Consider the following 23,297-nt stretch of genomic DNA (forward strand, 5'->3'; position numbering starts at 1 on the left):
AGGATTATTCACCCTTTCCATTTGATAGACGAGCTTTCAAAATTCGAATTGGTCTATCTAGTTCACTAATTGGTGAATTGATAGATTCAATGATTTGTTGACGCTGATTGGCAGAATTATTAACTGTAATAATCATTGATTTCAATTCATCATTCGTTTGTTTTAAACCAGCTATACTAACAAAGAATTCAGCTTCTTTTTCAAGTTGTTTTTGAGAAAGTTCATAATAGTTTTTAAGTTGAGAAACTATCGATTGAAGATTAGAAACAACTATTTGAGTTTCAGCAGATGGTAAATTTTTATCCTTTAAATTACTTAGTTTGGCCACATCATCGGATAATACTTTTAGTGATTTTTGCATAGACTTCAACAATTGTTGACGTTCTTTTATGTTGGTGAATACTTTACCCGTTTTCTTGGAATAATTCTTCATCATGTAATCTTCTTGGATATCAGCTTCCCAATCTGATTGAAGAGAAATTTCTAAAGATTGAATGTCATTTAATTGTTGGACGACAACAGGTAAGGTATCTTGTACTTCTTGAACAGTAGATTCGGCACTTTTCTTTGTATTACCGCAAGCTCCTAAAAATAAGAACCCAGCGCTAATCAAGAATACCTTGGCTGCGATTTTATTCATATTACACTCCTTTAACAGTAATGCGTTTTCTTGTTGATATTATACGTGTATTTTGTTGTTTTTTCAATCTTTTGACTGATTTTTAGGACTTTATCACCATTTTTAGTTAAATTTTAACCGTTTTTACCCCTTGAGTGGAAAAAGTATTTCGATTTAACATCATTTTCAGTTCGTTGACTAAAACTTGACTTCTTTGTACAATACTATTATTGAAAAGAAATGGAGAATCAATATGTTTTTATATTTAATGTTAAGCGCGGTACTAATTATTGCAGATCAACTAGTAAAATTATGGATTGTAAACAACTTTAACTTGCATGATGGAATGCAGTTTATTAATGGAATTGTGAGCTTATTATACGTTCGAAATACAGGAGCAGCTTGGGGGATGTTCGAAGGTAAGATGTTTTTCTTTTATGTAATCACTGCAGTAGCAGTTGTAACACTTTTATATTTAATGTTTAAAGAAAAAAGAAAATCAAAATTTTTATTAATAGCATACTCTTTAATTTTGGCTGGAGCTGTAGGAAACTTTATCGATCGTATTCGATTAGGATATGTTGTCGATATGTTTAAGTTCGAATTTATTGATTTTCCAATCTTTAATGTTGCAGACATTTGTTTAACCTTCGGAGTAATTTTCTTGTTCTATTATGTTATTTTTAAAGAACAATCAAAATAGGAGAGCACTATGACATCAGTATTTAAAAAATTAAAACTTGAGTTAGAAAAGACTGAACGATTAGACAAAGTGTTAACTGTCGAGCTTGGTCTAAGTAGAAGCACCATTCAAAGCTGGCTAAAATCAGGGCTTATTTCAGTTAACGGCGAAGTCGTGAAATCAAATTATAAAGCACAATCTGGGGATGAAGTTACAATTCTTCAAAAAGAGGAAGAAGCTATTACGATTCAACCAGAAAATATTCCACTAGATATCGTTTTTGAAGATGATTCAATAATTGTAGTTAATAAACCAAGTGGTATGGTTGTTCATCCGTCTAAAGGACATTATAGTGGAACGCTAGTAAACGCATTGTTATATCATTCAAATAGCTTATCAGATAGCACGAGCGAAGAAATCTATCGTCCAGGATTAGTCCATCGCATTGATAAAGATACAAGTGGTTTATTAGTCATTGCTAAAAATAATGATGTACACAAAAGATTGGCTGAGCAGATTGCTGAAAATAAGATGAATCGTGAGTATATTGCGATTGTAGATGGGCACTTTGCACACGAAACGGGTGTTGTTGATGCACCTTTATCTCGTCATCAAACGAACCGTTTAAAAAGAGTCGTGGAAAAAGGGGGAAAGAATGCGATTACGCATTTCGAAGTTTTAGATTCTTTTTCAGACTATTCACTCGTTTCTTGTCGCCTGGAAACAGGACGAACACATCAAATTAGAGCCCATATGGAATTTATTAAACATCCGATTATAAATGATCCTTTGTATCATCCAAAAGGAAAAAACGCAACAGAATTTGGTCAATTTCTGCACGCAAGAACACTTAGCTTCACTCATCCAGTAACTGGAGAAACGCTAAACTTCGAAGTGGAACCACCAAAAGAGTTCGCGGAGTTTATTCAATTGAATAAAGGCCACTTTGAAGAATAGAGGTGAAAGTAATGAAACAAGTCAGAATTATGGATGAAGGTGCTATTAGTAGAGCATTAACCAGAATTTCATATGAAATTATAGAGCAACAAAAAGACGTTTCCAATTTAGTGATGATTGGTATTAAAACAAGAGGAATCACTTTAGCAAAACGCATCGCTGAGAAAATCTCTACTTTAGAAAAGATTAAAGTACCTGTTGGCGAAATAGATATCACATTATACCGAGATGATCGTCATGATATCGAGAATGAAGAGTCACCTGTATTAAATGGAACTTCTATACCTTTTAATATCAAAGGAAAACAAGTGGTCTTAGTGGATGATGTTTTGTTTACAGGAAGAACCGTAAGAGCTGCCTTAGATGCAATTATGGATATCGACAGACCTAAGCGAATCAGTTTAGCAATTCTTATCGATCGAGGTCATAGAGAACTTCCAATTCGTCCAGATTTCATCGGGAAAAATGTACCCACTTCTTTAGAGGAAGTTATCCATGTTCGTTTACTGGAGGATGACGCTTCGGAAGAGGTCATTATTGAAAATTAGTATTATTATTACCTTCTCATTATTGAGAAGGTATTTTTATTTTATAATCTTAAACAATCAAAACAGATATTTTCGCAGTATTCATAATATAATTTCATGAATTCTTCCTATATACATAACCATATTGCTTATTTCCAAACGTTCGTAAAGTAAACGCAAACAATCATAAAACTGATTATTCGATTACTTGTTTGTAAACGGTTGTAACCAAAAAATCTTTATACTATACTAATACCATAAAATGGTACCGTAACTTTTTAAATGATCATTTTCGTAAGACGTTATGATTTTATGATTGTTTAAAGCAAGACAGAAAAGGAGAATGACAATATGGCAATTCCTAATTTACAAGTTGCTTTAGACCACAATCGTATTGAAGATGCATTAAAAGATGCTCTTGCGGTTGGAAACGAAGTAGACATTATTGAAGCAGGAACGATTTTACTTTTAAATGAAGGAGATAAAGCGATTAAATGCTTACGTAGTGCTTTTCCTGATAAAGTAATCATTGCTGATACAAAATGTGCTGATGCTGGTACAACTGTTGCTAAAAATGTTGCCCTTGCTGGAGCAGACTGGATGACAGTTATTTGCTGTGCAACTATCCCAACAATGGAAGCAGCTAACAAAGAAGTGAAATCTCTTCAAGTTGAGTTATATGGAGATTGGACATTCGAACAAGCACAACAATGGAGAGACGCTGGTATCGATCAAGCAATCTTCCACCAAAGCCGCGACGCTCTATTTGCAGGAGCTACTTGGACTGAATCTGATTTAAACAAAATCCGTCGTTTAATCGACATGGGATTCAAAGTTTCAGCAACAGGTGGATTAACAAAAGACACATTAAAAGTGTTTGAAGGAATTCCAATTTACACATTCATCGCAGGACGTGGAATCTACGCTACTGAAAATCCAGCGCAATCTGCTCGTGAATTTAAAGAAGAAATCAAACGTATTTGGGGATAATCCCAAGGAGGAATAATAATGGCAAATATCAAAGATGTAACAAAAGAATCTTGGATTTTATCAACTTTCCCAGAATGGGGAACTTGGTTAAACGAAGAAATCGAACGCGAAGAAGTGAAACCTGGAACATTCGCTATGTGGTGGTTAGGATGTACTGGTATCTGGTTAAAATCAGAAAAAAATACTAACATCTTATGCGACTTATGGTGTGGAACTGGTAAACGTAGCCACGGCAACGGAAAAATGAAAACTGGTCACCAAATGCAACGTATGAGTGGTTGCCAAAACTTACAACCAAACTTACGTACACAACCATTCGTAATCGATCCATTCGAAGTGAAAAATGTTGATGCTTTGGTAGTAACTCATATTCACTCAGATCACTTAGACATTAATACAGCTGCAGCAGTTGCTAATAACTGTCCAGAAGCTAAATTCGTAGGGCCACAAGAAGTAGTAAACACTTGGTTAGGTTGGGGAGTTCCAGCTGAACGTACAATCGTTGTACACCCAGGAGACTCTGTTAAAATCAAAGATATCGAAATCGTTGCTTTAGAAGCATTTGACCGTACAGCTTTAGTAACTGCTAAAGAGGGGGAAGTTCTTAAAGGTAAAATGCCTCAAGACATGGACGAAATCGCTGTTAACTACTTATTCAAAACAAGTGGTGGTAACTTGTATCACGCAGGAGATTCTCACTACTCAAACATGTTTGCAAAACATGGGAACGAACATGAAATTGATGTGTGCTTAGGTGCTTACGGTGAAAACCCTCGTGGTATCACTGATAAAGTGACTTCAGTTGATATGTTACGTATGGCTGAATCATTAAATGCGAAAGTTGTTATCCCAGTTCACTATGACATTTGGGCGAACTTCCAAGCAGATCCAAAAGAAATTACAGAAATTTGGAAATTCAAGAAAGATCGCCTAGAATACAAATTTAAACCATTCATCTGGCAAGTAGGTGGTAAATATACTTACCCAACAGACAAAGATAAATTAGAATTTAACTTCTACCGTGGATTTGACGATGTATTCTCAGTTGAGAATGACGTACCATTCCCATCATTCTTATAATATTGTCATTAACAAATTTGGAGAGCCTAGAGCTTAACCCACTCTAGGCTTTATCAAAGTGAAATAATGAATACGATTTCTTAATAACAAAAGGAGGAACATATGTTAAAAGAAATTATTGAAAACGAACGCTTTTCGTTCCAAAAAGGTACTTTATCATGGGAAGAAGCAATTAAAGCTGCATGTCAACCTTTATTAGAGCAAAAGATTATTGACCCTGAATACCCGGGTTATATTATTAGTAATGTTCATGAATTTGGACCTTACATTGTAATTGCTCCAGAAATCTGTATCCCTCATGCTCAAGAAGGTAAAGGGGTAAATGATACCGCCGTAGCATTTATGAACGTTGAAGAAGCTGTGGACTTTGGACCAGGTGCTGACTACAAACCACGTTTATTCTTCGTATTAGCATCAACTAATAATGAAAAACACTTAAATAACTTATCTGAGTTAGTTACATTATTAGATGATGAATCTGTTATCAAAGCGTTTGTTGAAGCGCGCTCAAAAGAGGATTTAGAAAAAATTTTAAAAGGAATAGGTGAATAATAATGGAATTTTTATTCAGTTTTTGGCAATTCTTCTACACTAACATTTTCACTAAACCACAATACTTCGTTGGTTTAATCGTATTAGTTGGTTACTTACTATTAGGTCGTAAATGGTATGACGCATTAGCAGGTTTTATTAAAGCAGTAGTTGGTTACATGATCTTAAACGTAGCCGCTGGTGGATTAGTTTCAAACTTCCGTCCAGTATTAGCAGCATTAGGAGACCGTTTTGGATTACAAGCTGCCGTAATTGACCCATACTTTGGTCAAGCTGCTGCAGAAGCTGCATTAAAAACAGCTGGTCATGCAACAGGTTTAACAGTACAGGTATTATTAGTTGCGTTCTTAACGAACTTAGTTTTAGTTATCTTCCGTAAATTAACTAAAGTTCGTACAGTATTCATCACTGGTCACATCATGGTTCAACAATCTGCTACAGCAACTTGGTTAATGGCTTTAGCTTTAGGAGATAACGTAAACCAATTACAATTTGTAGTATTATTAGGTATTGTATTAGGTGTATATTGGGCAGTAGCTGCAAATTTAACAGTAGAAGCTACTCAAGAATTAACAGAAGGCGGCGGATTTGCAATTGGTCACCAACAAATGTTTGGGGTTTGGCTAGTTGACAAATTAGCTCCTAAATTCTCAGGTAAAAACGACAAGAAGATTGAAGACTTAGAATTACCAGGTTTCTTATCAATCTTCAAAGAATCAATCGTTGCAACATCAATCTTAATGATCGTGTTCTTTGGTGCAATCTTATTAGTATTAGGTAAAGATTACTTAGTAAGTGTTAACGGTAAAGAATTAGTAGTAGCTGCTTCTAAATTCAAAATGACTTCATTAAAAGAAACAGACAACTTCTTCTTCTACATTTTACAAACAGCATTAACATTCACTGTTTATGTTCAAATCTTACAATTAGGGGTTCGTTTATTCGTTGCTGAGTTATCAGAAGCGTTCCAAGGTATCTCTAACAAATTATTACCAGGTTCTATGCCAGCGGTTGACTGTGCCGCAGTTTACGGATTTGGTTCTCCAAACGCTGTAACAGTTGGTTTCTTATTCGGGGTATTAGGACAAATCGTAGCAATCTTAGGATTAATCGTATTCAAATCTCCAGTATTAATCATCACTGGATTCGTACCAGTATTCTTCGACAACGCTACATTCGCAGTATACGCTAACCATAAAGGTGGTTTACGTGCTGCTTCAATCTTGACATTCTTATCAGGTGTGATCCAAGTATTAGGTGGAGCAATTGCCGCAGGTGCATTTGGTTTAGCTGCATACGGTGGATGGCATGGTAACTTTGACTGGGATACAGTTTGGGTTGGATTCGGATTCTTAATGCAAAACTTCCAATACATTGGTTTAGGTATCGTATTATTAATATTATTAGTAATCCCTCAATTACAATACAGCAAAAACAAAGAACATTACTTCACTATTGCTGAAGACTATGAAACATACTTAGAGTCTAAGCAAAACTAATTTAATTAAGTAAAAGAATATAGTAAAATTAGGGTATCGGGTAGTGTTTTCTATCCGATACTCTAACAATATAAGGAGATGTAAATTATGAAAGTATTAGCAGCATGTGGAAGCGGAATGGGCTCAAGCCAAATCATCAAAATGAAATTAACAAACGTATTCAGAAAATTAGATATTCCATTGGAAATTCATCACTGTGCCGTTTCTGAAGCAAAATCTTCAGCTAAAGGCTATGATATGGTTGTTATCTCATCAGCTTTATTAGAAGTATTTGATGGTTTAGATTTACCAAACACTAAAATTGTAGGTTTACAAAACTTATTATCTGAAAAAGAAATGACTGAAAAAATTTCAGAAGCTTTAGGACTATAAGAGAGGTTCTATAATGGCATACGAACAATTAAAACAACGTGTATTTGAAGCAAACTTAGAATTACCTAAACATGGATTAGTGATTTTTACATGGGGGAACGTGTCAGAATACGACCGCGAAGCAGGAGTTATTGCAATCAAACCTTCTGGTGTAGACTATGACAAACTAACTGCTGACGATATCGTTATTGTGGATATTGACGGAAATAAAGTAGAAGGAGCTCTAAAACCTTCTTCTGACTTAGATACTCACTTAGAAATTTATCGTAATTTTAAAGATGTAAATGGGGTAGTGCATACTCACTCTCTATGGGCAACTACAATGGCTCAACAAGGACAAGAAATTCCTGCATTTGGTACAACACAAGGGGACTACTTCTACGGAACTATTCCATGCACTCGTGAAATGACAGAAGCCGAAATTAAAGGTGCTTATGAGTTAGAAACAGGTAAAGTGATCGTTGAGACTTTCCAAGATAAAGATCCAAATGCGATTCCAGCTGTTTTAGTATTTAACCATGGACCATTTGCATGGGGTAAAGACGCAATGGATGCAGTACACAATATCACTGTATTAGAATACGTTGCAAACATGGCTTGGCATAACCTTGCTTTAAATCCTGGTATGAAGCCAATGTCACAAACAATTTTAGATAAACACTATTTAAGAAAACATGGAGCGAATGCTTACTATGGACAATAAAAAGTTTTATGAACTTGGTTTGTATGAAAAATCAATGCCAAACACACTTAGTTTTAGAGAAAAGTTAGAAACAGTTAAAGCAACTGGATTTGATTTTTTAGAAATCAGTATCGATGAAACTGATGAAAAATTAAGTCGTTTAGAATGGAAAAAAGAAGAACGCCAACAATTAGTAAATGATATGATTGAAACTGGTGTTCCAATTCGTTCAATGTGCTTAAGTGGCCACCGTAAATATCCATTTGGTTCCCACGACGAAGCTACTCGCACACGTAGCTTGGAAATCATGGAAAAAGCGATTCAACTAGCAGACGATTTAGGTGTTCGTGTGATTCAATTAGCTGGATACGATGTTTACTATGAAGAAGGAGATGCGGTAACACTTGATTACTTCATTCAAAACCTTAAGAAAGCTACTGAAATGGCTTCTCAAAAGGGAATTCTTCTAGGGTTTGAAACAATGGAAACGTCGTTTATGAACACTGTAGAAAAGTCAATGCGTTTTGTTGAATTAGTGAACTCTCCATACTTACAAGTATATCCAGACTCAGGTAACTTAATGAACGCATCATTAGAACCTGGTGCGAAAAATGTCTATGAAGATATCGAATTAGGAAGAGGGCATATTGTTGCAGCTCACTTAAAAGAAACAATCCCTGGACATTACCGTGAAATTCCTTTTGGTACTGGCCAAATCGATTTCAAACGTATGGTTGATACTTTCTTGTCAATCGGAGTAAATCGATTCACTGGTGAATTCTGGTATGTAGGTCAAGAAAATTGGTTAGAGGATATTAAATTCGCAAATAAGTTTTTGAGATCTTATTTTCCAAATAAATAGTTAAAAAGAAACCTTCCTTTGCTAGGAAGGTTTCTTTTTTACCTTAATTAACGAACGTTCGTTTTTTATAGTTCGTAAATTACGCGTTTTCATAGAATGATATTTAAAAATAATTCGAAAATAGTAAGAAAAAACTTTATTTTTAATCGTTTTTTTGTTGCAATTTACGTATGTGTCTTGTATGATAGTAAGAGGGTTAAGAAAATCTTAATTTCTAATAACAAAACGTATCTTAGGAGGATATATTTTTATGAAAAAGTCTTTTTGGTCTAAATTAGCAATTGGGTTATCATCATTAGCTTTATTAGCAGGATGTTCTAGTAATTCAGGTTCTGACACAAATCAAAGTCAAAGTCAAAACGCTTCGAAAACAATCGAAAGTTTAAAAATAGCATTTGTACCATCTCGTGATCCTGAAACAATTGTGACAACAACAGAACCATTAAAAGAACTATTAAAGAAAGAATTAGCGAAAGAAGGCTACGATGTTAAAAATGTAGATATCTCTGTAGGTACAAGTTTTGACGCTGTAGGTGAAGCATTAGCATCAGGTAGTGCAGATATTGGATTCTTACCTGGTGGGACTTATGTTTTGTACGACAAAGAAGTAGATGTATTATTAACGGCTACTCGTGATAATTTATTAAAAGATTCTACTAATCCAAAAGAGTGGAATGATGGAAAAGAAACAGGTCGTGGTACTGAACAAGCTACATCCTATAAAGGGTTAATTATTGCAGGTCCAACTGAAAAAGGGAAAGAATTGGCTGCAAAAATCAATAGTGGTCAGGAATTAACTTGGGAAGAGTTAAATTCTGCTAAATGGGGAGTTTTAGGAACTTCATCATCATCAGGTTATATTTACCCAACGTTATGGTTACAAGAAAAATATGGTAAAGGTATTTCTGATTTTCAAAACGTTGTTCAATCAGACTCTTATGCAAGCTCTGCAGCGCGTTTAGCTTCTGGTCAAATTGATATCATGGTTGGATATGCTGACGTTCGTAATGATTATGCTAAAAAATGGACAAGTGATTATGGCCGTTCAGAAGATATCTTCAAAGAAACCAATGTTATCGGTGTAACACCAGATATTTACAATGACACAATTTCAGTAAGTAAATCTTCTCAAATCGTTGACGAGGCATTTAAAGAAGCTTTCGCTAACGCGATGATCAATATCGCTAAAACAAATGAAGGTAAAGAAATTATCAAAATTTACTCTCATAAAGGTTATAAGAAAGCTAATTCAAGTGACTACGATAAAGAACGTGAAGCACAAAAATTACTTAAAAAATTAAAATCAGGTAACTAATAAATTTGAGTTGAAGATCAAATGAGGGTTAGGATATTTCTCCTGACCCTTTTTTGAGAGAGAGGCAATGACATGATTAAATTCGAAAACGTATCAAAGACTTATCCTAATGGGGTTAAGGGGCTTAAAAATATTAACTTAGAAATTGAACAAGGAGAGTTTGTTTCCATTATTGGACTTTCAGGAGCTGGTAAGTCTACTCTTATTCGTACGATTAACAGAATGCTTGATATCAGCGAAGGAAAGTTAACGGTTGATGGTACTGATGTAAGTAAGTTAAAAGGAAAATCTTTACGTAAATTTCGTAGAAATAAAGTAGGTATGATTTTCCAATCTTTTAATTTAGTAACTAGAACAACTGTTATTAAGAACGTATTGACGTCCATAGTACCAGACATTCCATTCTTCCGTTCATTATTTGGAATTTATACAAAAAAAGAAAAATTACATGCTTTAGAAGCATTGGATAAAGTCGGAATTGTTGATAAAGCATTTATTCGGGCGGATCAGTTATCAGGTGGTCAACAACAACGTGTTGCCTTGGCTCGTACATTAGCGCAAAATCCAGAAATTATTCTTGCCGATGAACCAGTAGCAGCACTAGATCCTGTAACAGCTAAACGCGTTATGGAAGACTTTAAACGAATTAATAAAGAGATGAATATTTCAATCCTTTTAAATATTCACCACGTTGAATTAGCTTTAGAATACGCAGATCGTATTTTAGGGATTAGAGATGGTGAAATCGTGTATGATGGTCCTAGTTCCGAAGTAACACCTGAAGTCTTAGATTTAATCTACAAAGGAAAGGTGGAGGGGTTGAATGAAACTAAGTAAACTCTTTGCACCAAAGGAATATACACTAGAGAACGGGACTACGGTAAAAGAACCACGTTCGAAAGCAATTATTATTACGATTTTGCTTCTTGTGGCAATGTATTACGCTGCTAAAGTAACGGGATTTAACTTAAAAACGCTTATGCAACGTGGTGGACAATTCTTTGTAATGATTGGTAGAATGTTTCCACCAAATTGGGAATATTCTAGTTCTATTTGGTCGCCATTAATTGATACGATTAAAATGTCATTATTAGGATCATTACTAGGATCGATTTTAGTGATTCCTTTTGCCATTATTGCTTCTAGTAACATTGTAAAAAATAAATTTATAATTAGCTTAAGTCGTTTATTTTTAAGTGTTGTACGTACATTACCGACACTAGTGACTGCATTAATTGCCACATATATCTTCGGATTAGGAACACTTGCAGGTACGTTTGCAATTGCAACATATACATTTGCTTATTGTGGTAAACAACTATACGAGCAAATCGAAACGGTTGATATGGGGGCTTTCGAAGCTGCCGAAGCCTTGGGAGCGACAAAAGGAAAAGCTTTTTCAAGTGCTATTATTCCGCAAATCTTACCAGGTTATATAGCTTCCTCTTTATATTGCTTTGAAGGGAATGTGAGATACGCTTCTATTCTTGGTTATGTAGGTGCTGGTGGTATAGGAATTATTTTAAACGAAAACTTAGGTTGGCGTGAATATAGCAACGTCGGAATGATTCTAGTGATTCTTTTCTTTACTGTAGTCATGATCGAAAGTATTAGTTATTATTTACGTACTAAATTAGCGTAGGAGGGGACTTAAATGAATGAAGCTGTTTTAAATCAATATCAAAAATCTCCTCGTACTTGGATTGTAAAATTAATGGTTGTTTTAATCCTTGTAACACTTGTTACTTGGTCTGGTACGACCATTGAATTAAGTAAAGTACCTGAAAATGGTGCAGAAATTTCTAAAAATATTATTAAAGGTATTTTCTCTCCTGATACAACACTTTTATTCGATAAAACAAATAAAGGTGTAGCTTACTTATTGTTAGAAACAATCTGTATTGCGTTTTTAGGAACTTTAGTAGGATCAATTTTAGCAATCCCATTTGCATTCTTATCTTCAACAAATATCTTTCCAAAGCCGGTAGCATTAGTTTTTCGTACATTAATTATGGCAATCCGGACAGTTCCAACATTAATTTATGGATTAATGTTTATTCGTGTGACTGGTCCAGGAGCATTTACAGGTCTTTTAACAATGTCTGTAGCATCAATTGGAATGATTTCTAAATTATATATCGAAGCAATCGAAGACTTAGATTACAAGATTTTAGAATCTTTAGATGCTAGTGGTTGTAACTTTTATCAAAAGATACGATTTGGAATCCTTCCTCAATTAATTCCATCTTTCATTTCAACGGTTATTTATCGTTTTGATATGAATTTAAGAGATGCGACTGTCTTAGGGATGGTTGGTGCCGGTGGTATCGGTTCTCCTTTAATGTTTGCAATGAGTGCTTATAAATGGAATGAAGTAGGGGCCATTCTTTGCGGATTAATCATTTTAGTATTATTCATTGAATTTGTATCTACTAAGATTCGTACACGTTTAGCACGTGGTTAATGATTATCTATTAAATAACAAAAAAACGACTTACAGAGCATTTCTGTAAGTCGTTTTTGCATATATTTATATATATTAAATCATATCATTTTACTTTTGTGAAAAATTCACGAATTAATGATGCAAAAGTATAAGCTAAACCAGCAAATCCGATTACTAAAAAGAATAAAAAAACAGGAACTGTTTGATAAATAAAGAAAATAGTTGTAATGACGAATGCCGAAGCCATTATAAGCGATTGAAATGGCATTACAATAATGAGTAAGTAACTGTTCTTGATAAGACGTTTAATTGGACTGAAATATTTAGTCGTCATTGCAAGACCAATAATTGAAGCTACAATAGTTGTTACTAAAATCAACACTGATAAAACAAATAACATAAAACCAAATGTTCTAAATAAATCAACGTTGTTATTCGCAAAATTCCAGTAGAATTGAGCCATATATATCATAGCAGCGATTAAAACTAAATACACAATCCATAGGACCATCTTTTTAGTGATATCACGTTTAAATTCATTCCAGAAAGGTTTGATAATAGTTCGATTTTCATCCTCAGAAAGTTTAAGCGTTGTATGAATTAAGGCAGAAACTGCTGGACCAATCGTAACAACAGGTATACATAGAACGATAAATAATAGATTTAATAAAATAAAATCAGCAACTAATGTAGCGAAATGCCAAAACTTGCTGTCTTGATTATATTGCATGAGAGACCATCCTTAATAATTAATTACTTTAATAGTATACTTTGAGGTGCTTTAAAATGCAATGATGTTTCTTATTCTATTTTAGATTCATATAGGTTTACATAATATATATTATACTAAGTTATGTATCAAAAATTAATGTATCCTCCATCATCAACAAAATACGCCCAGCGTTTATTAGTAACACTGAGCGCATAATCATTTATATAGCTTTTATTGTATCGATATCTATATTCTTGTTAATTGATAATAAACATAGAACTTTTCTTGTAACTTTTTTGTTACAACTAATGCTTAATGCATCGGCGTATATATTCAATTGGTCTTTATATTTACGGACAATGCTTTGAATTCCTTCTGTAGAATCTACGACATAATCTGTCTTATAATCAAATACAATAATCTCATCGTCTAATTCGATATAACCATCAATTATCCCGTGAATCATCATCAAATCATCTGTCTGAATCGATCTAAAGAAATTGTTTGCTTCTAATACATAAGAAAATGCTTGCTCACGTACTAAAGCATGTGAATTTTGCACAATCCATTGACCGAATGCTGATTGGAAGAATTCGTACGCTTGCGTCAATGGAACTTTCGCAGCAACTTCTGGTGTAATTTCATTAGATTCAACCAAACTTCTGAGTAATTGTTCTAATGAATTTAGTGTGATTTCACTTCTAAAGTCTAATTTCTGCATTAATAAATGGAGAGCACTACCTCTTTGGGCTCCAGTAACAGTTGTTGAAGTAGTTTCCATAAAGCGTGGTTGTTTCAATGTAGGAGAGAGGTATATTGCTCTTCTCCCCTCTTCTATCAAGCTATTTTGTGATAATTCTTCGATGATTGGATCTTCAAGTACACGTTTTAATTCAGACACACTTTGATAGCTTGTTGTCTTGCTTTCAACGTCAAACTGGTAATCTTGTTGAATGGTTTGTAGCATTTTTTGTACTCGATTCTTCAATTCACGTGGAGATTCGGCCTCACTGTAATATTCATGCCAATCTTCTTGGAAAACTACCTTACCACTGATTTCATGGATATATTGTTTGCTGTTCGATACAATATCAGTTTTCGCAATAATTTCAGGAGTAATCTTGTATTGTTCACGAATAGCACTCAGTAGCATCCAGTTAAGAAATGTACTGCTTTTGAATCGTGCTTGATACGGTAAGATTTCACTAGATTCATTCGTTAAAAAAGCATACTTCTTCTTAAATGACTCGTAGTTTTTAATAGTACCTACAATAATTAGCTTTTCACGTGCACGAGTCATGGCTACATATAATTTACGCATCTCTTCAGATAGTAATTTTTTCTTCTCGAAGTTTCGTGTGGCTACCGCTTGAACGGTTGGATACGTAATGCGTGTGCTTAAATCAAAGTAATTCGTACCTACACCAATCTCATCTGAGCACATGATAGATGCTTTTAAGTCTTGCATATTAAATTTGCGATTGGTATCGATTAAGAATACAACTGGGAATTCCAACCCTTTACTTGCGTGAATTGTCATCACTTGTACAACGTTTGAATCCGTTGCTATTGGCGCTTCATCTAAATCTTTTTCTTTCTTTTGAAGAGCTTCAATGAAACGAATAAAGTTACGAACGCCCTTAAAACTACTTGATTCATACTGATGAGCGTGCTCGTATAACGCATGCAAGTTTACAGTTCTTTGCACACCGTTTGATTGTCCATGAACATATTCCAAGTAATGCGTATCCATATAAATTTCCCAGATTAACTGAGCGATGGATTCGTTATTAGCGCTGTCTCTCCATTTATTTAATAAGGTTAAAAAGCTTTCTAGATGTTCTTTAAGCTCTAATTGTTGCTTAGAATCATAATAATCGACTTCTTGAAGTTCAAATTTAGAAACAAACTGGCAAAGCGTTTCATAGTAACTTGTATTTTTAGATACTATACGAATGTGAGCCAAAGCGATTTCGTCTAATCCAACCAGTCCAGAACGTAATACAGCAACTAATGGAATATCTTGTAATGGATTATCAATCACTTTTAGTAAAGAAACCATTGTCGTAATTTCAGTACGTTTAAAGTACGATTGCGCCTTTTGAATGTTCACTGGAATCCCATATGCTGTAAAAATCGATTCAATCTTATCATTGTTACTCTTTGTAGATGAAAGAATAGCAAAGTCTCCATAATTTACGGGACGTTTTGCGTCTGCCTTATCATTCATCACTTCAAAAGGAGTCTTTATCATCTCTTGAATGCGTTGTGCAACATAATGAATCTCATTTTCTACCTTTTCGAACCCTTCAGCTTCTTCGATGTCTTCAGAGTTTTCTTTCAAATCAACATCTTCAATAAGGATGATTTCACTTGTTTTGTCGTCATCGTGAGAATAAGAGAGATTTCCAGTTTTAAGTGCAGCGACATTGTCATATTCTACTTCTCCCAACTCTTTATTCATAATTTGTTGGAATACCTTATTCGTAAAGGAAAGAACTTCATCTCTAGAACGAAAATTTTCCGCTAGGACGATTCGCTCTCCACTCTTTCCTTCTGCATATGCTTCGTATTTTTCGCGGAAAAGAGACGGGTCTGCTAGTCGGAAGCCGTAGATAGATTGTTTTACGTCACCTACCATAAAACGGTTATCGGGCTTACTTACGAGCTCTAAAATAGCTTCTTGAACGCGGTTAACGTCTTGATACTCATCCAGCATGACTTCTTTAAAGTGATTTTGATAGTATTCTGAGGCAATCTTTAACCCATTTTGATCCAATTTCGTCAAAATTCTCAAAGTATCATGCTCTAAATCTGAGAAATCGAGCTTATTTAACTGATGCTTTTCATCCTGGAAACGGTCATAGAACATCACTGCAATATCTGATAGCTTCGATAGAATTCGATTCACTTTCGTCATTTGTAGAAGCTGAACTTCTGGCGAAATCGCAAAGTAATCTTCTTTGATTTTTTGGAAGTCTTTTTTTAGCCCTTCACGGATTGCTTTAATATCGTCAAGGTTATCTTTAACCGATTCATCCACTTTAGCTGTGGACCAATTTTTGAATTTTCTGTCTGCAAATGTCTGATATGTAAAAACATAGGATTCTTCTTGGATATGCACCAGAACAGCTTTAACAAAATCTAAATCATCTTCTAGAACAGCTTGATGCTTCGGTGCTCCAAGCAGTTCAATTTCTTTAAGAAGTTGATCATATTGAGTAACAAGGTATATTAACTCTTCGATTAATGCTGGTTTCACATACGTTTTTACGAAAGGTGTTGAAGCATAATCAGTTCCTACAGCATAGTTCTGCGTTAAATGAGATAACCATGTTTTAGGTTCTCTTTTAGAACGAGAATATTGGTATAGACGGTAAACAGTATTGGTGATACCGTCGTCTGAACGGTCGCTTGAGAACGTTGCAAATACTTCTTCATATTCTGGTTGTTCAAGAAGTTCTTCTTCCAACGTTCTCCATACCTTTTCTTGCAGAAGTTGCCCTTCAATTTCATCCATCATCGTAAATACGGGGTCAATCCCTGCTAAATAGAAATAACGACGAATCACTTTCATACAGAAACTATGAATCGTTGAAATCATAGCAGACGGAATCAGTTGTAATTGTTTAGCGAAACGTTGCTGAAGAACTTCATCCGTTGATTTCTCAATCGCTTCTTCTAATTTAGAACGAAGACGCTCCTTCATTTCCTTTGCTGCAAGTTCTGTAAACGTCACTACTAGCAATTCATTAATGTCAATCCCCTCTTGAATATGCATGAGAATCCGTTCTACAAGAACTTTTGTTTTCCCTGAACCAGCTGAGGCAGAAACAAGAAGATTGTTCCCACGAGTAGCTATCGCTTTCCATTGATCAGGTGTTGCTTGTAATCCTTTTGGTTTCTCTGGAATCATTCTTCTGTCTCTCCTTTCTTCTCTTGTAATTCATATTGAATAAATGTAATCCCCTCTTCTTTATCAAATTTAGGAAGAGTTCGATATCTGTTTTCTGGGTTTGTAGCATCGAACTGTGCAATACTACTAAATTTACCAGATACAGAATCTGCATATTGTTTAAAGTCCTCGTAAGGAGCTAGTGTAATATCTCCAGATAGGATTCCTTTACCTGCTTCTTGAATCTTTTCCCATACGAAATCTTTGAATAACTTCAATTCTTCTGTCGTATAAACGCCATTTTTATAAGTTGCACTAATGCCTCCGTCTTTTTTCAAAGCGACATTTAATACATTTGATTTACTTGTTTCAACTAATTCCGGATTAAGTCTAGCAATCTCATCAGAATTGATTACTCCACGGTGTTTAAACGCTTTAATCCATTCTTGGTTAAATTTCTCCTCTGTTAGAACTTCTTTAACACTGAATTTTGGATTATGAACGTGAATATAGCTTGCCTCTAGTGGTGTTGGAATTACGCCTTTTTCTCCTCGAATGATTTCTTCTGATACTTTCAAATACGTTAACAGTTGAATTTGAACCCCTGCAATGAGTTTAGCGATTTCGAATTTTTGTTCAGAAGATTTATAGTCAATAATTCCGTTATAGATTCTATTATCTGACTGCAATAAGTCGATACGGTCAATCTTCCCACGTAAATGAATTGACTGATTCTTGCCAATTGGAATATGAATAGGATAGTTTCCTGAAGTTCCAAATACTACTTCTGTCATCCATGGTTTTGTCTCTAACGCTAAAGCTTGTTTTTGAAGCGCGTTGGTTGTTTGTGTTAAGGTTTGGTGTAACAATCCTTGGATGAAGTTTAAACGTCTAGAAGAGGCTAAAATCGCAAATTTTGGATTGTCTTTCATTCGGTTGAAGATTTCTTTCTCAATGATTATCTTCTGCTCTGTCGTTAAGTCTCTTAAAGATAATCCGAGAGCATTTAACTCTTTAATAAACTGATCGAAGAATTCATGGAAGTATTCCCCAGTATTAGCTGGAGAAAGCTCAAATTCTTGGCGTTCTTTCAATCTTAATCCGTACTGTAAGAAATGACTAAAAGGATCTTTATAGTACGTTTCAATTTGAGACGTTGATAAATTTAATTGATTTCCATAAAGCTCTTGCGCAAGAGAAAGTGGCAATTTACTTGCTACGTTCAATCTAAAGATAGATGCAAGTAACGCGTAATAGTTTGCGCTAAACTCTACATCATTCTTTAATAAATTCGGAATTAATTTCCACAAGAAATCAATCTCTTCTTTTTCTTTAAATTTGTTTTCTCTCATCTTCAATAGAAGGGTTGTAAAGAGTTCAAATGGAACAACAAAATCACCTTGTTCTAAGCGGTTTTGTCGGTTCAACGACCCATCGATTTCTTCAATTTCAAACTGTTTTTGCAATCGTTGAACAAAATTTGAAACGAGTTGCTCCTTACCATCTTTAGAAATGGCACAAGATAAATAAAGATGCTCTGTTGTACTCATGAGTAACTGATAGAACACGAATGGTTCAACAGATTGTAATTGTCCTGTTGTAGGAGCTAGGAAACGTCCACTATCTAAATGATTTGAGAATAATTCACGTTCATCGTCCGTTAGTAGTCCCGTTTCATCAATATTACGTGGCATTACACCTTGCGTTAGTCCCACTGCAAAAGTGATTTTCTTTGGTGTATAACGAACAGAATCCATTCCTGTAATCGTCAATTCGTCTAATGTTGAAGGTACTAAATTATAGTGTGTTTGTTCAAAACCAGTATGAAGTAACATCATAAAGGTTTCCCAATCAAAGCTTTTATCACCGAAAATATAGATATATTCATCTAATAAACGGATGAATTCAGACCACACTTGTTCTTGACGTCTAGCTGTTTCGACGTCGCCATCTTCAGCAGCAATATCTCTCCAATAAATAACGGATTTATCTACGCCTAAAGTCGATAGTAATTGATACAGAACAGTAAGAGCTTCTTTCGTTGTAGCTGCTTTTTCTAGTTTCTTGAATGCAGGTAGTAATACACCTGTTAATTCATCCCGAAGTTGCTCCGCTTTTAGTAAAACTTGAGTATTTTTATCTGATAATTCCATTTTAGAATCTTCATCAATTGATTCTTCCACATACGCCCATGGTTTTCCGTTCGTCCATTTATAACCTTCATAACCATTGGCAAGAATAACCGTTTCTGTTTCGTCTAATTGTTGTCTAAAGATTTGTAATTGCTCCCTAAGTGGTGTTTCCTCGTCTTTATTCCATAAGACATATTCACTGCGAAGAAGACTCATAATATCGGCATAACGCCAATCATATTGCCGAATAGCAAAAAGCGCATCTAGTACTTGAATGATTGGATGATGCTCCATAGAATCTGACAAATCGATAAATCCAGGAATATCATATTGTTTTAAAAGTGATTTTAAGAATAGATGATTTTCTTCTAAATTACGTCCTAAAATTTGGATATCTTTGTAACGAACTTTTCCAGTTTGCACCATTCTTTTAATTTGGGCAAAAGTTTCTTGGTACTCTTCTCTTTCGTCCGTATATTTAGTAAAAGTAATCTTTTGTAATGGAATTTTTTGTTCTGGTGTTCTTTTCACCTTTGGAAGTCCACCATTTGTTTCCAGCCAGAAGTGTTCCACCTCTTTAAATTCTTCATCAAAGAGAGATTCTGTATTTTCCCATTCGATGATGCGTGCTAAGTCCTCTCCTCTATTCACCCATCTTGAGAGTCTTTCTAAAAGAATTCTGTTTGAAGTAAATAATGAATCCCCTGCCTCATTTTTAGCGGTATGGACCCCATATGTCGTTAACGTTGCATGAAATTCAACGGTTGCCCCACTTCCTACTAAGGCTTCAATTACTTCCATTTCAGCCTTCGTTAACGTCACCATTTCATCAATCACAATAAAGGTATTGGATAAATGTTTAGAAGCAATGACACTACATAACTGGGCATAACTTTCTTCTTGGTGAATAAAATCTTGTTTTAATGCGTTCGTATAGTAATGATAAATAATTCCAAATTCTTTTAATCGTTGCTCGTTCTCGGTTGGATTGCTTGCTTCAAAAAAGCTTGAAAAATCCTCTACTTCAATACCTCCAGATTGGAGTTCATGCATGACAGTGCTTAATTGTTCAAGAAACCCTTTATGACGAGCTTCGTTTTTAAAGAGTAGTAGTTCGTCAGAATGCTCCTCCAAAATGGATTTCAAAAGCATTGTAATTCCTACCTTTGAAAGGGAGAGCTTTTCTGTAATAGCTTCATTACGAAGGAGGTACCATAATAAACGTTTAAAACTATAAACTTGTAGTCTCGTAGAAGCGTAACTTCGATTACTTGAATTCGTTAACAACTCCCCGACATTTCGAATCATTTCCATTTCAGCAGTAAATTTAATATGATCTGGAACGATATAGAACACTTGGTGTGTTTCTTTTTCTTTAAACCATTTTGAAAAACGTTCAGCAATCATCTTTGATTTATTGATTGATTTTTTTGAAATTACAGCTTTAAATCCCATCATTTTCCCTCCACTTAAAGTCTTCTTTAGTATATCATGAAATCGAACAAATACGGCTAATTATTGCAATAAAAAAACACCTTTAGTAGTTTTTCTACTAAAAGTGTTTTTCCTTATAAAGATAAAATTATCCCACTAATTTTTCTAAGAGATCAGGACGGAATCCAAAGAATGGTTCAACGCCATCAGCAACAATCACAGGTAAAGATTGGAACCCTAATTCCTTGACTTCTGCTAAAGCTTCTTCTGACTCGAAAACATCTTTTACAATGAATGCTACATTGTTATTTTCAAAAAATTGTTTTGTAAAATTACATTGCATACAATTTGGTTTAGAATAAAGAATAATATTGCGAGTTGACATATTACTTCTCCCCCTTTTTATTTTTTCTGACAGAAGTTATCATACATCATTTTGATTCAAAATACAATATATAGTCCTTATGAAAATACAATATCCGTTTTCAACACAATATATAGTTTTTCATAAATTACTTATAAACACTGGTATCATAACCTTTATTCGTTACAAACCCCTCTTTTTCCCATATATTTTTCTTTTGTTTTTTTGCTTTCTTTTCAATTTCTTGGAATTGCTTTAATAAACTTGTATTGGGTTCGTAGGCATAACCGACTCTAGCAAGACCTTCTTCAATTAGAATATCTTGAAGTAACTTACCATCCACATAAACATACATTAACGCTCGATCGTACTTATCTGCATGATCCCCAACGTCAAAACTTCCTTCAATTTTTTTAGCCTTCTTTAATAGTTCTTCTGTTCTTTCTTTAGCTTTATCAGCAAAGGGTTGAGCCTCTTTTCCTTCCTTAGCAGTTTCAGGTGCATCCACAATGAGTAAACGAACTTTAAACTCTTTTCCTTCATAACTCAGATGAAACGTATCTCCGTCAGCTCCGTACACATATTTAAAAGGATACTTTTTCATACTTTCAAAATAATCAAAGTTCTTTCCCATAAAAGAAGAACTAGACGTATTCTGAGAGGTTTTGGAAGAAGAATGAGTATTTGATTTATTCGTTGCCTTTTGCTCTCCAAAAGCCTTGTAAAGAGCAAATACAACCACAATAATAATTGAAATAATTGTACTAATCATTTTCCATTGTTTTTGGGTCATTTTGTTCCTCCCTAATAAATAAAAAAGAGGCAAAAGCCCCTTTTCTATTCAAATTAAACTTCTAAAAGTTCTTTTTCTTTGTTTGCTGCTAATTTGTCGATGTTTTTAACACTATCATCCGTTACTTTTTGGATGTCCTTTTCTAAGGTATGTAATTCATCTTCTGTAATTTCCTTTGCTTTTTCAGCTTTTTTCGCTTGATCAATTGCATCACGACGAATATTACGTACGCTTACTTTTGCATTCTCAGCTTCTTTACCTACTTGTTTAGCAAGCTCTTTACGACGTTCTTCAGTTAATTGCGGAATAATTAAACGAATAACAGAACCATCACTTGTTGGAGTGATTCCGATATCGCTCATTAAAATTGCACGTTCAATATCGTTTAATGAAGATTTATCATAAGGTGTAATTAAAAGCATACGAGCTTCTGGAACTGTGATCGAAGCTAATTGGTTTACTGGAGTTAACGCTCCATAGTATTCCACTTCTAAGCGGTCTAAAAGACTTGCGTTCGCACGTCCAGCACGGATTGAGCCTAATTCACGTTGAAGCGCATCTTCAGATTTTTTCATACGCTCTTTTGTATGAGCTAAAATTTCACTAGTTGACATATCCTATTTCCCCCTAACTGTTGTACCAATGTTCTCCCCTAATACAACGCGTCTAATATTTCCTGGTTCATTTAAATTAAACACCACTAATGGAATATTGTTATCCATAGAAAGTGAGCTTGCAGTCGTATCCATTACTTTTAAGCCTTTTTGAATAACATCTAAGTGTGTTAATTCATTGTATTTCTTCGCATTAACGTCTACACGTGGATCAGCACTATAAACACCATCTACATTGTTTTTCGCCATTAAGATTGCATCTGCTTCAATTTCAGCAGCACGTAAAGCAGCGGCTGTATCTGTTGAGAAGTACGGATTCCCTGTACCACCAGCAAAAATAACTACACGTTCTTTTTCAAGGTGACGAACAGCTCTACGACGGATATAAGGTTCAGCAATTTGGCGCATATCGATAGAAGTTTGAACACGTGTTGGAACTCCTACGTTTTCTAAAGCATCTTGAAGTGCAAGAGCGTTCATTACAGTAGCTAACATTCCCATATAGTCTGCTTGAGCACGTTCCATACCAACTTCTTCACCAGTAATTCCGCGCCAGATGTTACCACCACCGACAACAATTGCAATTTCAACACCAAGATCATGAACTTCTTTTAACTCTTTAACAACCTCTTTAATTGTTGGTGGGTTAATTCCGAAGCCCGCTTGGCCTGCTAATGCCTCACCACTTAATTTTAAAACAACACGTTTATATTTTGGTTCAACCATTGCTTTGTCTCCTTAATCTTTATAAAAAAAGGGAATATCGGGTA

At 34.7% G+C, this 23,297-nt stretch carries 22 protein-coding genes; 14 read left to right on the top strand and 8 right to left on the bottom strand.

Features of this window, described 5'->3' with window-relative positions; genetic code table 11:
* Positions 1 to 4 precede the first annotated feature (4 nt).
* The gene (locus tag ACO5V7_RS00350) at positions 5 to 640 is read right to left on the bottom strand and encodes a YkyA family protein (protein ID WP_485484623.1); all 636 of its coding nucleotides are present in this window, start codon (positions 638 to 640) and stop codon (positions 5 to 7) included.
* A 232-nt stretch (positions 641 to 872) separates the two neighbouring features.
* Here ACO5V7_RS00350 and lspA point away from each other — a divergent pair, with 232 nt between their 5' ends.
* The 14 genes from lspA (at position 873) to phnE (ACO5V7_RS00420) (ending at position 12,601) form a co-directional block, all read left to right on the top strand.
* Positions 873 to 1,322, top strand: a complete 450-nt coding sequence (gene lspA / locus ACO5V7_RS00355) for a signal peptidase II (protein WP_485484624.1) — start codon at positions 873 to 875, stop codon at positions 1,320 to 1,322.
* A 9-nt stretch (positions 1,323 to 1,331) separates the two neighbouring features.
* Positions 1,332 to 2,258 (top strand): RluA family pseudouridine synthase, encoded by a 927-nt coding sequence (locus ACO5V7_RS00360; protein ID WP_485484625.1) that lies wholly within the window; start codon positions 1,332 to 1,334, stop codon positions 2,256 to 2,258.
* 11 nt (positions 2,259 to 2,269) lie between these two features.
* Positions 2,270 to 2,806 (top strand): bifunctional pyr operon transcriptional regulator/uracil phosphoribosyltransferase PyrR, encoded by a 537-nt coding sequence (gene pyrR, locus ACO5V7_RS00365; protein WP_485484626.1) that lies wholly within the window; start codon positions 2,270 to 2,272, stop codon positions 2,804 to 2,806.
* Between the two features lie 330 nt (positions 2,807 to 3,136).
* Positions 3,137 to 3,775, top strand: coding sequence for a 3-keto-L-gulonate-6-phosphate decarboxylase UlaD (locus ACO5V7_RS00370; RefSeq protein ID WP_048711867.1), 639 nt, complete (start codon positions 3,137 to 3,139; stop codon positions 3,773 to 3,775).
* 18 nt (positions 3,776 to 3,793) lie between these two features.
* Positions 3,794 to 4,855, top strand: a complete 1,062-nt coding sequence (gene ulaG, locus ACO5V7_RS00375; RefSeq protein WP_485484627.1) for an L-ascorbate 6-phosphate lactonase — start codon at positions 3,794 to 3,796, stop codon at positions 4,853 to 4,855.
* 102 nt (positions 4,856 to 4,957) lie between these two features.
* Positions 4,958 to 5,407, top strand: a complete 450-nt coding sequence (locus ACO5V7_RS00380; RefSeq protein WP_485484628.1) for a PTS sugar transporter subunit IIA — start codon at positions 4,958 to 4,960, stop codon at positions 5,405 to 5,407.
* 2 nt (positions 5,408 to 5,409) lie between these two features.
* Positions 5,410 to 6,906 (top strand): PTS ascorbate transporter subunit IIC, encoded by a 1,497-nt coding sequence (gene ulaA / locus ACO5V7_RS00385; RefSeq protein ID WP_366915085.1) that lies wholly within the window; start codon positions 5,410 to 5,412, stop codon positions 6,904 to 6,906.
* An 84-nt stretch (positions 6,907 to 6,990) separates the two neighbouring features.
* Positions 6,991 to 7,278: a PTS sugar transporter subunit IIB gene (locus ACO5V7_RS00390; protein WP_298649580.1), complete on the top strand. Its 288-nt coding sequence runs from the start codon at positions 6,991 to 6,993 to the stop codon at positions 7,276 to 7,278.
* Between the two features lie 13 nt (positions 7,279 to 7,291).
* Positions 7,292 to 7,981: an L-ribulose-5-phosphate 4-epimerase gene (locus ACO5V7_RS00395; protein WP_298649530.1), complete on the top strand. Its 690-nt coding sequence runs from the start codon at positions 7,292 to 7,294 to the stop codon at positions 7,979 to 7,981.
* Positions 7,971 to 8,822, top strand: a complete 852-nt coding sequence (locus ACO5V7_RS00400; RefSeq protein ID WP_485484629.1) for an L-ribulose-5-phosphate 3-epimerase — start codon at positions 7,971 to 7,973, stop codon at positions 8,820 to 8,822. Before ACO5V7_RS00395 ends, ACO5V7_RS00400 begins: the two co-directional genes overlap by 11 nt.
* A gap of 250 nt (positions 8,823 to 9,072) precedes the next feature.
* The gene (locus tag ACO5V7_RS00405; protein ID WP_485484630.1) at positions 9,073 to 10,137 is read left to right on the top strand and encodes a PhnD/SsuA/transferrin family substrate-binding protein; all 1,065 of its coding nucleotides are present in this window, start codon (positions 9,073 to 9,075) and stop codon (positions 10,135 to 10,137) included.
* A 72-nt stretch (positions 10,138 to 10,209) separates the two neighbouring features.
* Positions 10,210 to 10,974 carry a phosphonate ABC transporter ATP-binding protein gene (gene phnC / locus ACO5V7_RS00410; RefSeq protein ID WP_298649522.1) on the top strand — a complete coding sequence of 255 codons (765 nt, stop codon included), beginning with the start codon at positions 10,210 to 10,212 and terminating at the stop codon, positions 10,972 to 10,974.
* Complete coding sequence (gene phnE / locus ACO5V7_RS00415) at positions 10,961 to 11,779, top strand: phosphonate ABC transporter, permease protein PhnE (protein ID WP_485484631.1); 819 nt, start codon at positions 10,961 to 10,963, stop codon at positions 11,777 to 11,779. Before phnC ends, phnE (ACO5V7_RS00415) begins: the two co-directional genes overlap by 14 nt.
* Before the next feature lie 12 nt (positions 11,780 to 11,791).
* Positions 11,792 to 12,601: a phosphonate ABC transporter, permease protein PhnE gene (gene phnE, locus ACO5V7_RS00420; protein ID WP_485484632.1), complete on the top strand. Its 810-nt coding sequence runs from the start codon at positions 11,792 to 11,794 to the stop codon at positions 12,599 to 12,601.
* Positions 12,602 to 12,686: 85 nt separating this feature from the next.
* On the opposite strand, the gene ACO5V7_RS00425 is transcribed toward phnE (ACO5V7_RS00420), so the two are convergent.
* From ACO5V7_RS00425 to pyrH, 7 genes are all read right to left on the bottom strand, one after another.
* Positions 12,687 to 13,313, bottom strand: a complete 627-nt coding sequence (locus ACO5V7_RS00425; RefSeq protein ID WP_485484633.1) for a DUF624 domain-containing protein — start codon at positions 13,311 to 13,313, stop codon at positions 12,687 to 12,689.
* Between the two features lie 202 nt (positions 13,314 to 13,515).
* On the bottom strand, positions 13,516 to 17,211 hold the full coding sequence (gene addA, locus ACO5V7_RS00430; RefSeq protein ID WP_485484634.1) for a helicase-exonuclease AddAB subunit AddA: 3,696 nt from the start codon (positions 17,209 to 17,211) through the stop codon (positions 13,516 to 13,518).
* Positions 17,208 to 20,780: a PD-(D/E)XK nuclease family protein gene (locus tag ACO5V7_RS00435; protein WP_485484635.1), complete on the bottom strand. Its 3,573-nt coding sequence runs from the start codon at positions 20,778 to 20,780 to the stop codon at positions 17,208 to 17,210. Before ACO5V7_RS00435 ends, addA begins: the two co-directional genes overlap by 4 nt.
* Positions 20,781 to 20,904: 124 nt before the next feature.
* Positions 20,905 to 21,141 (bottom strand): glutaredoxin-like protein NrdH, encoded by a 237-nt coding sequence (gene nrdH, locus ACO5V7_RS00440; protein WP_485484636.1) that lies wholly within the window; start codon positions 21,139 to 21,141, stop codon positions 20,905 to 20,907.
* 127 nt (positions 21,142 to 21,268) lie between these two features.
* Entirely contained in the window at positions 21,269 to 21,913 is a 645-nt protein-coding gene (locus ACO5V7_RS00445) for a thermonuclease family protein (RefSeq protein WP_485484637.1), read from the bottom strand.
* Between the two features lie 53 nt (positions 21,914 to 21,966).
* Entirely contained in the window at positions 21,967 to 22,527 is a 561-nt protein-coding gene (frr, locus tag ACO5V7_RS00450; RefSeq protein WP_298646048.1) for a ribosome recycling factor, read from the bottom strand.
* A gap of 3 nt (positions 22,528 to 22,530) precedes the next feature.
* Entirely contained in the window at positions 22,531 to 23,253 is a 723-nt protein-coding gene (gene pyrH, locus ACO5V7_RS00455; RefSeq protein ID WP_070445197.1) for a UMP kinase, read from the bottom strand.
* Positions 23,254 to 23,297 lie beyond the last annotated feature (44 nt).

This window comes from Granulicatella sp., from assembly GCF_057274575.1.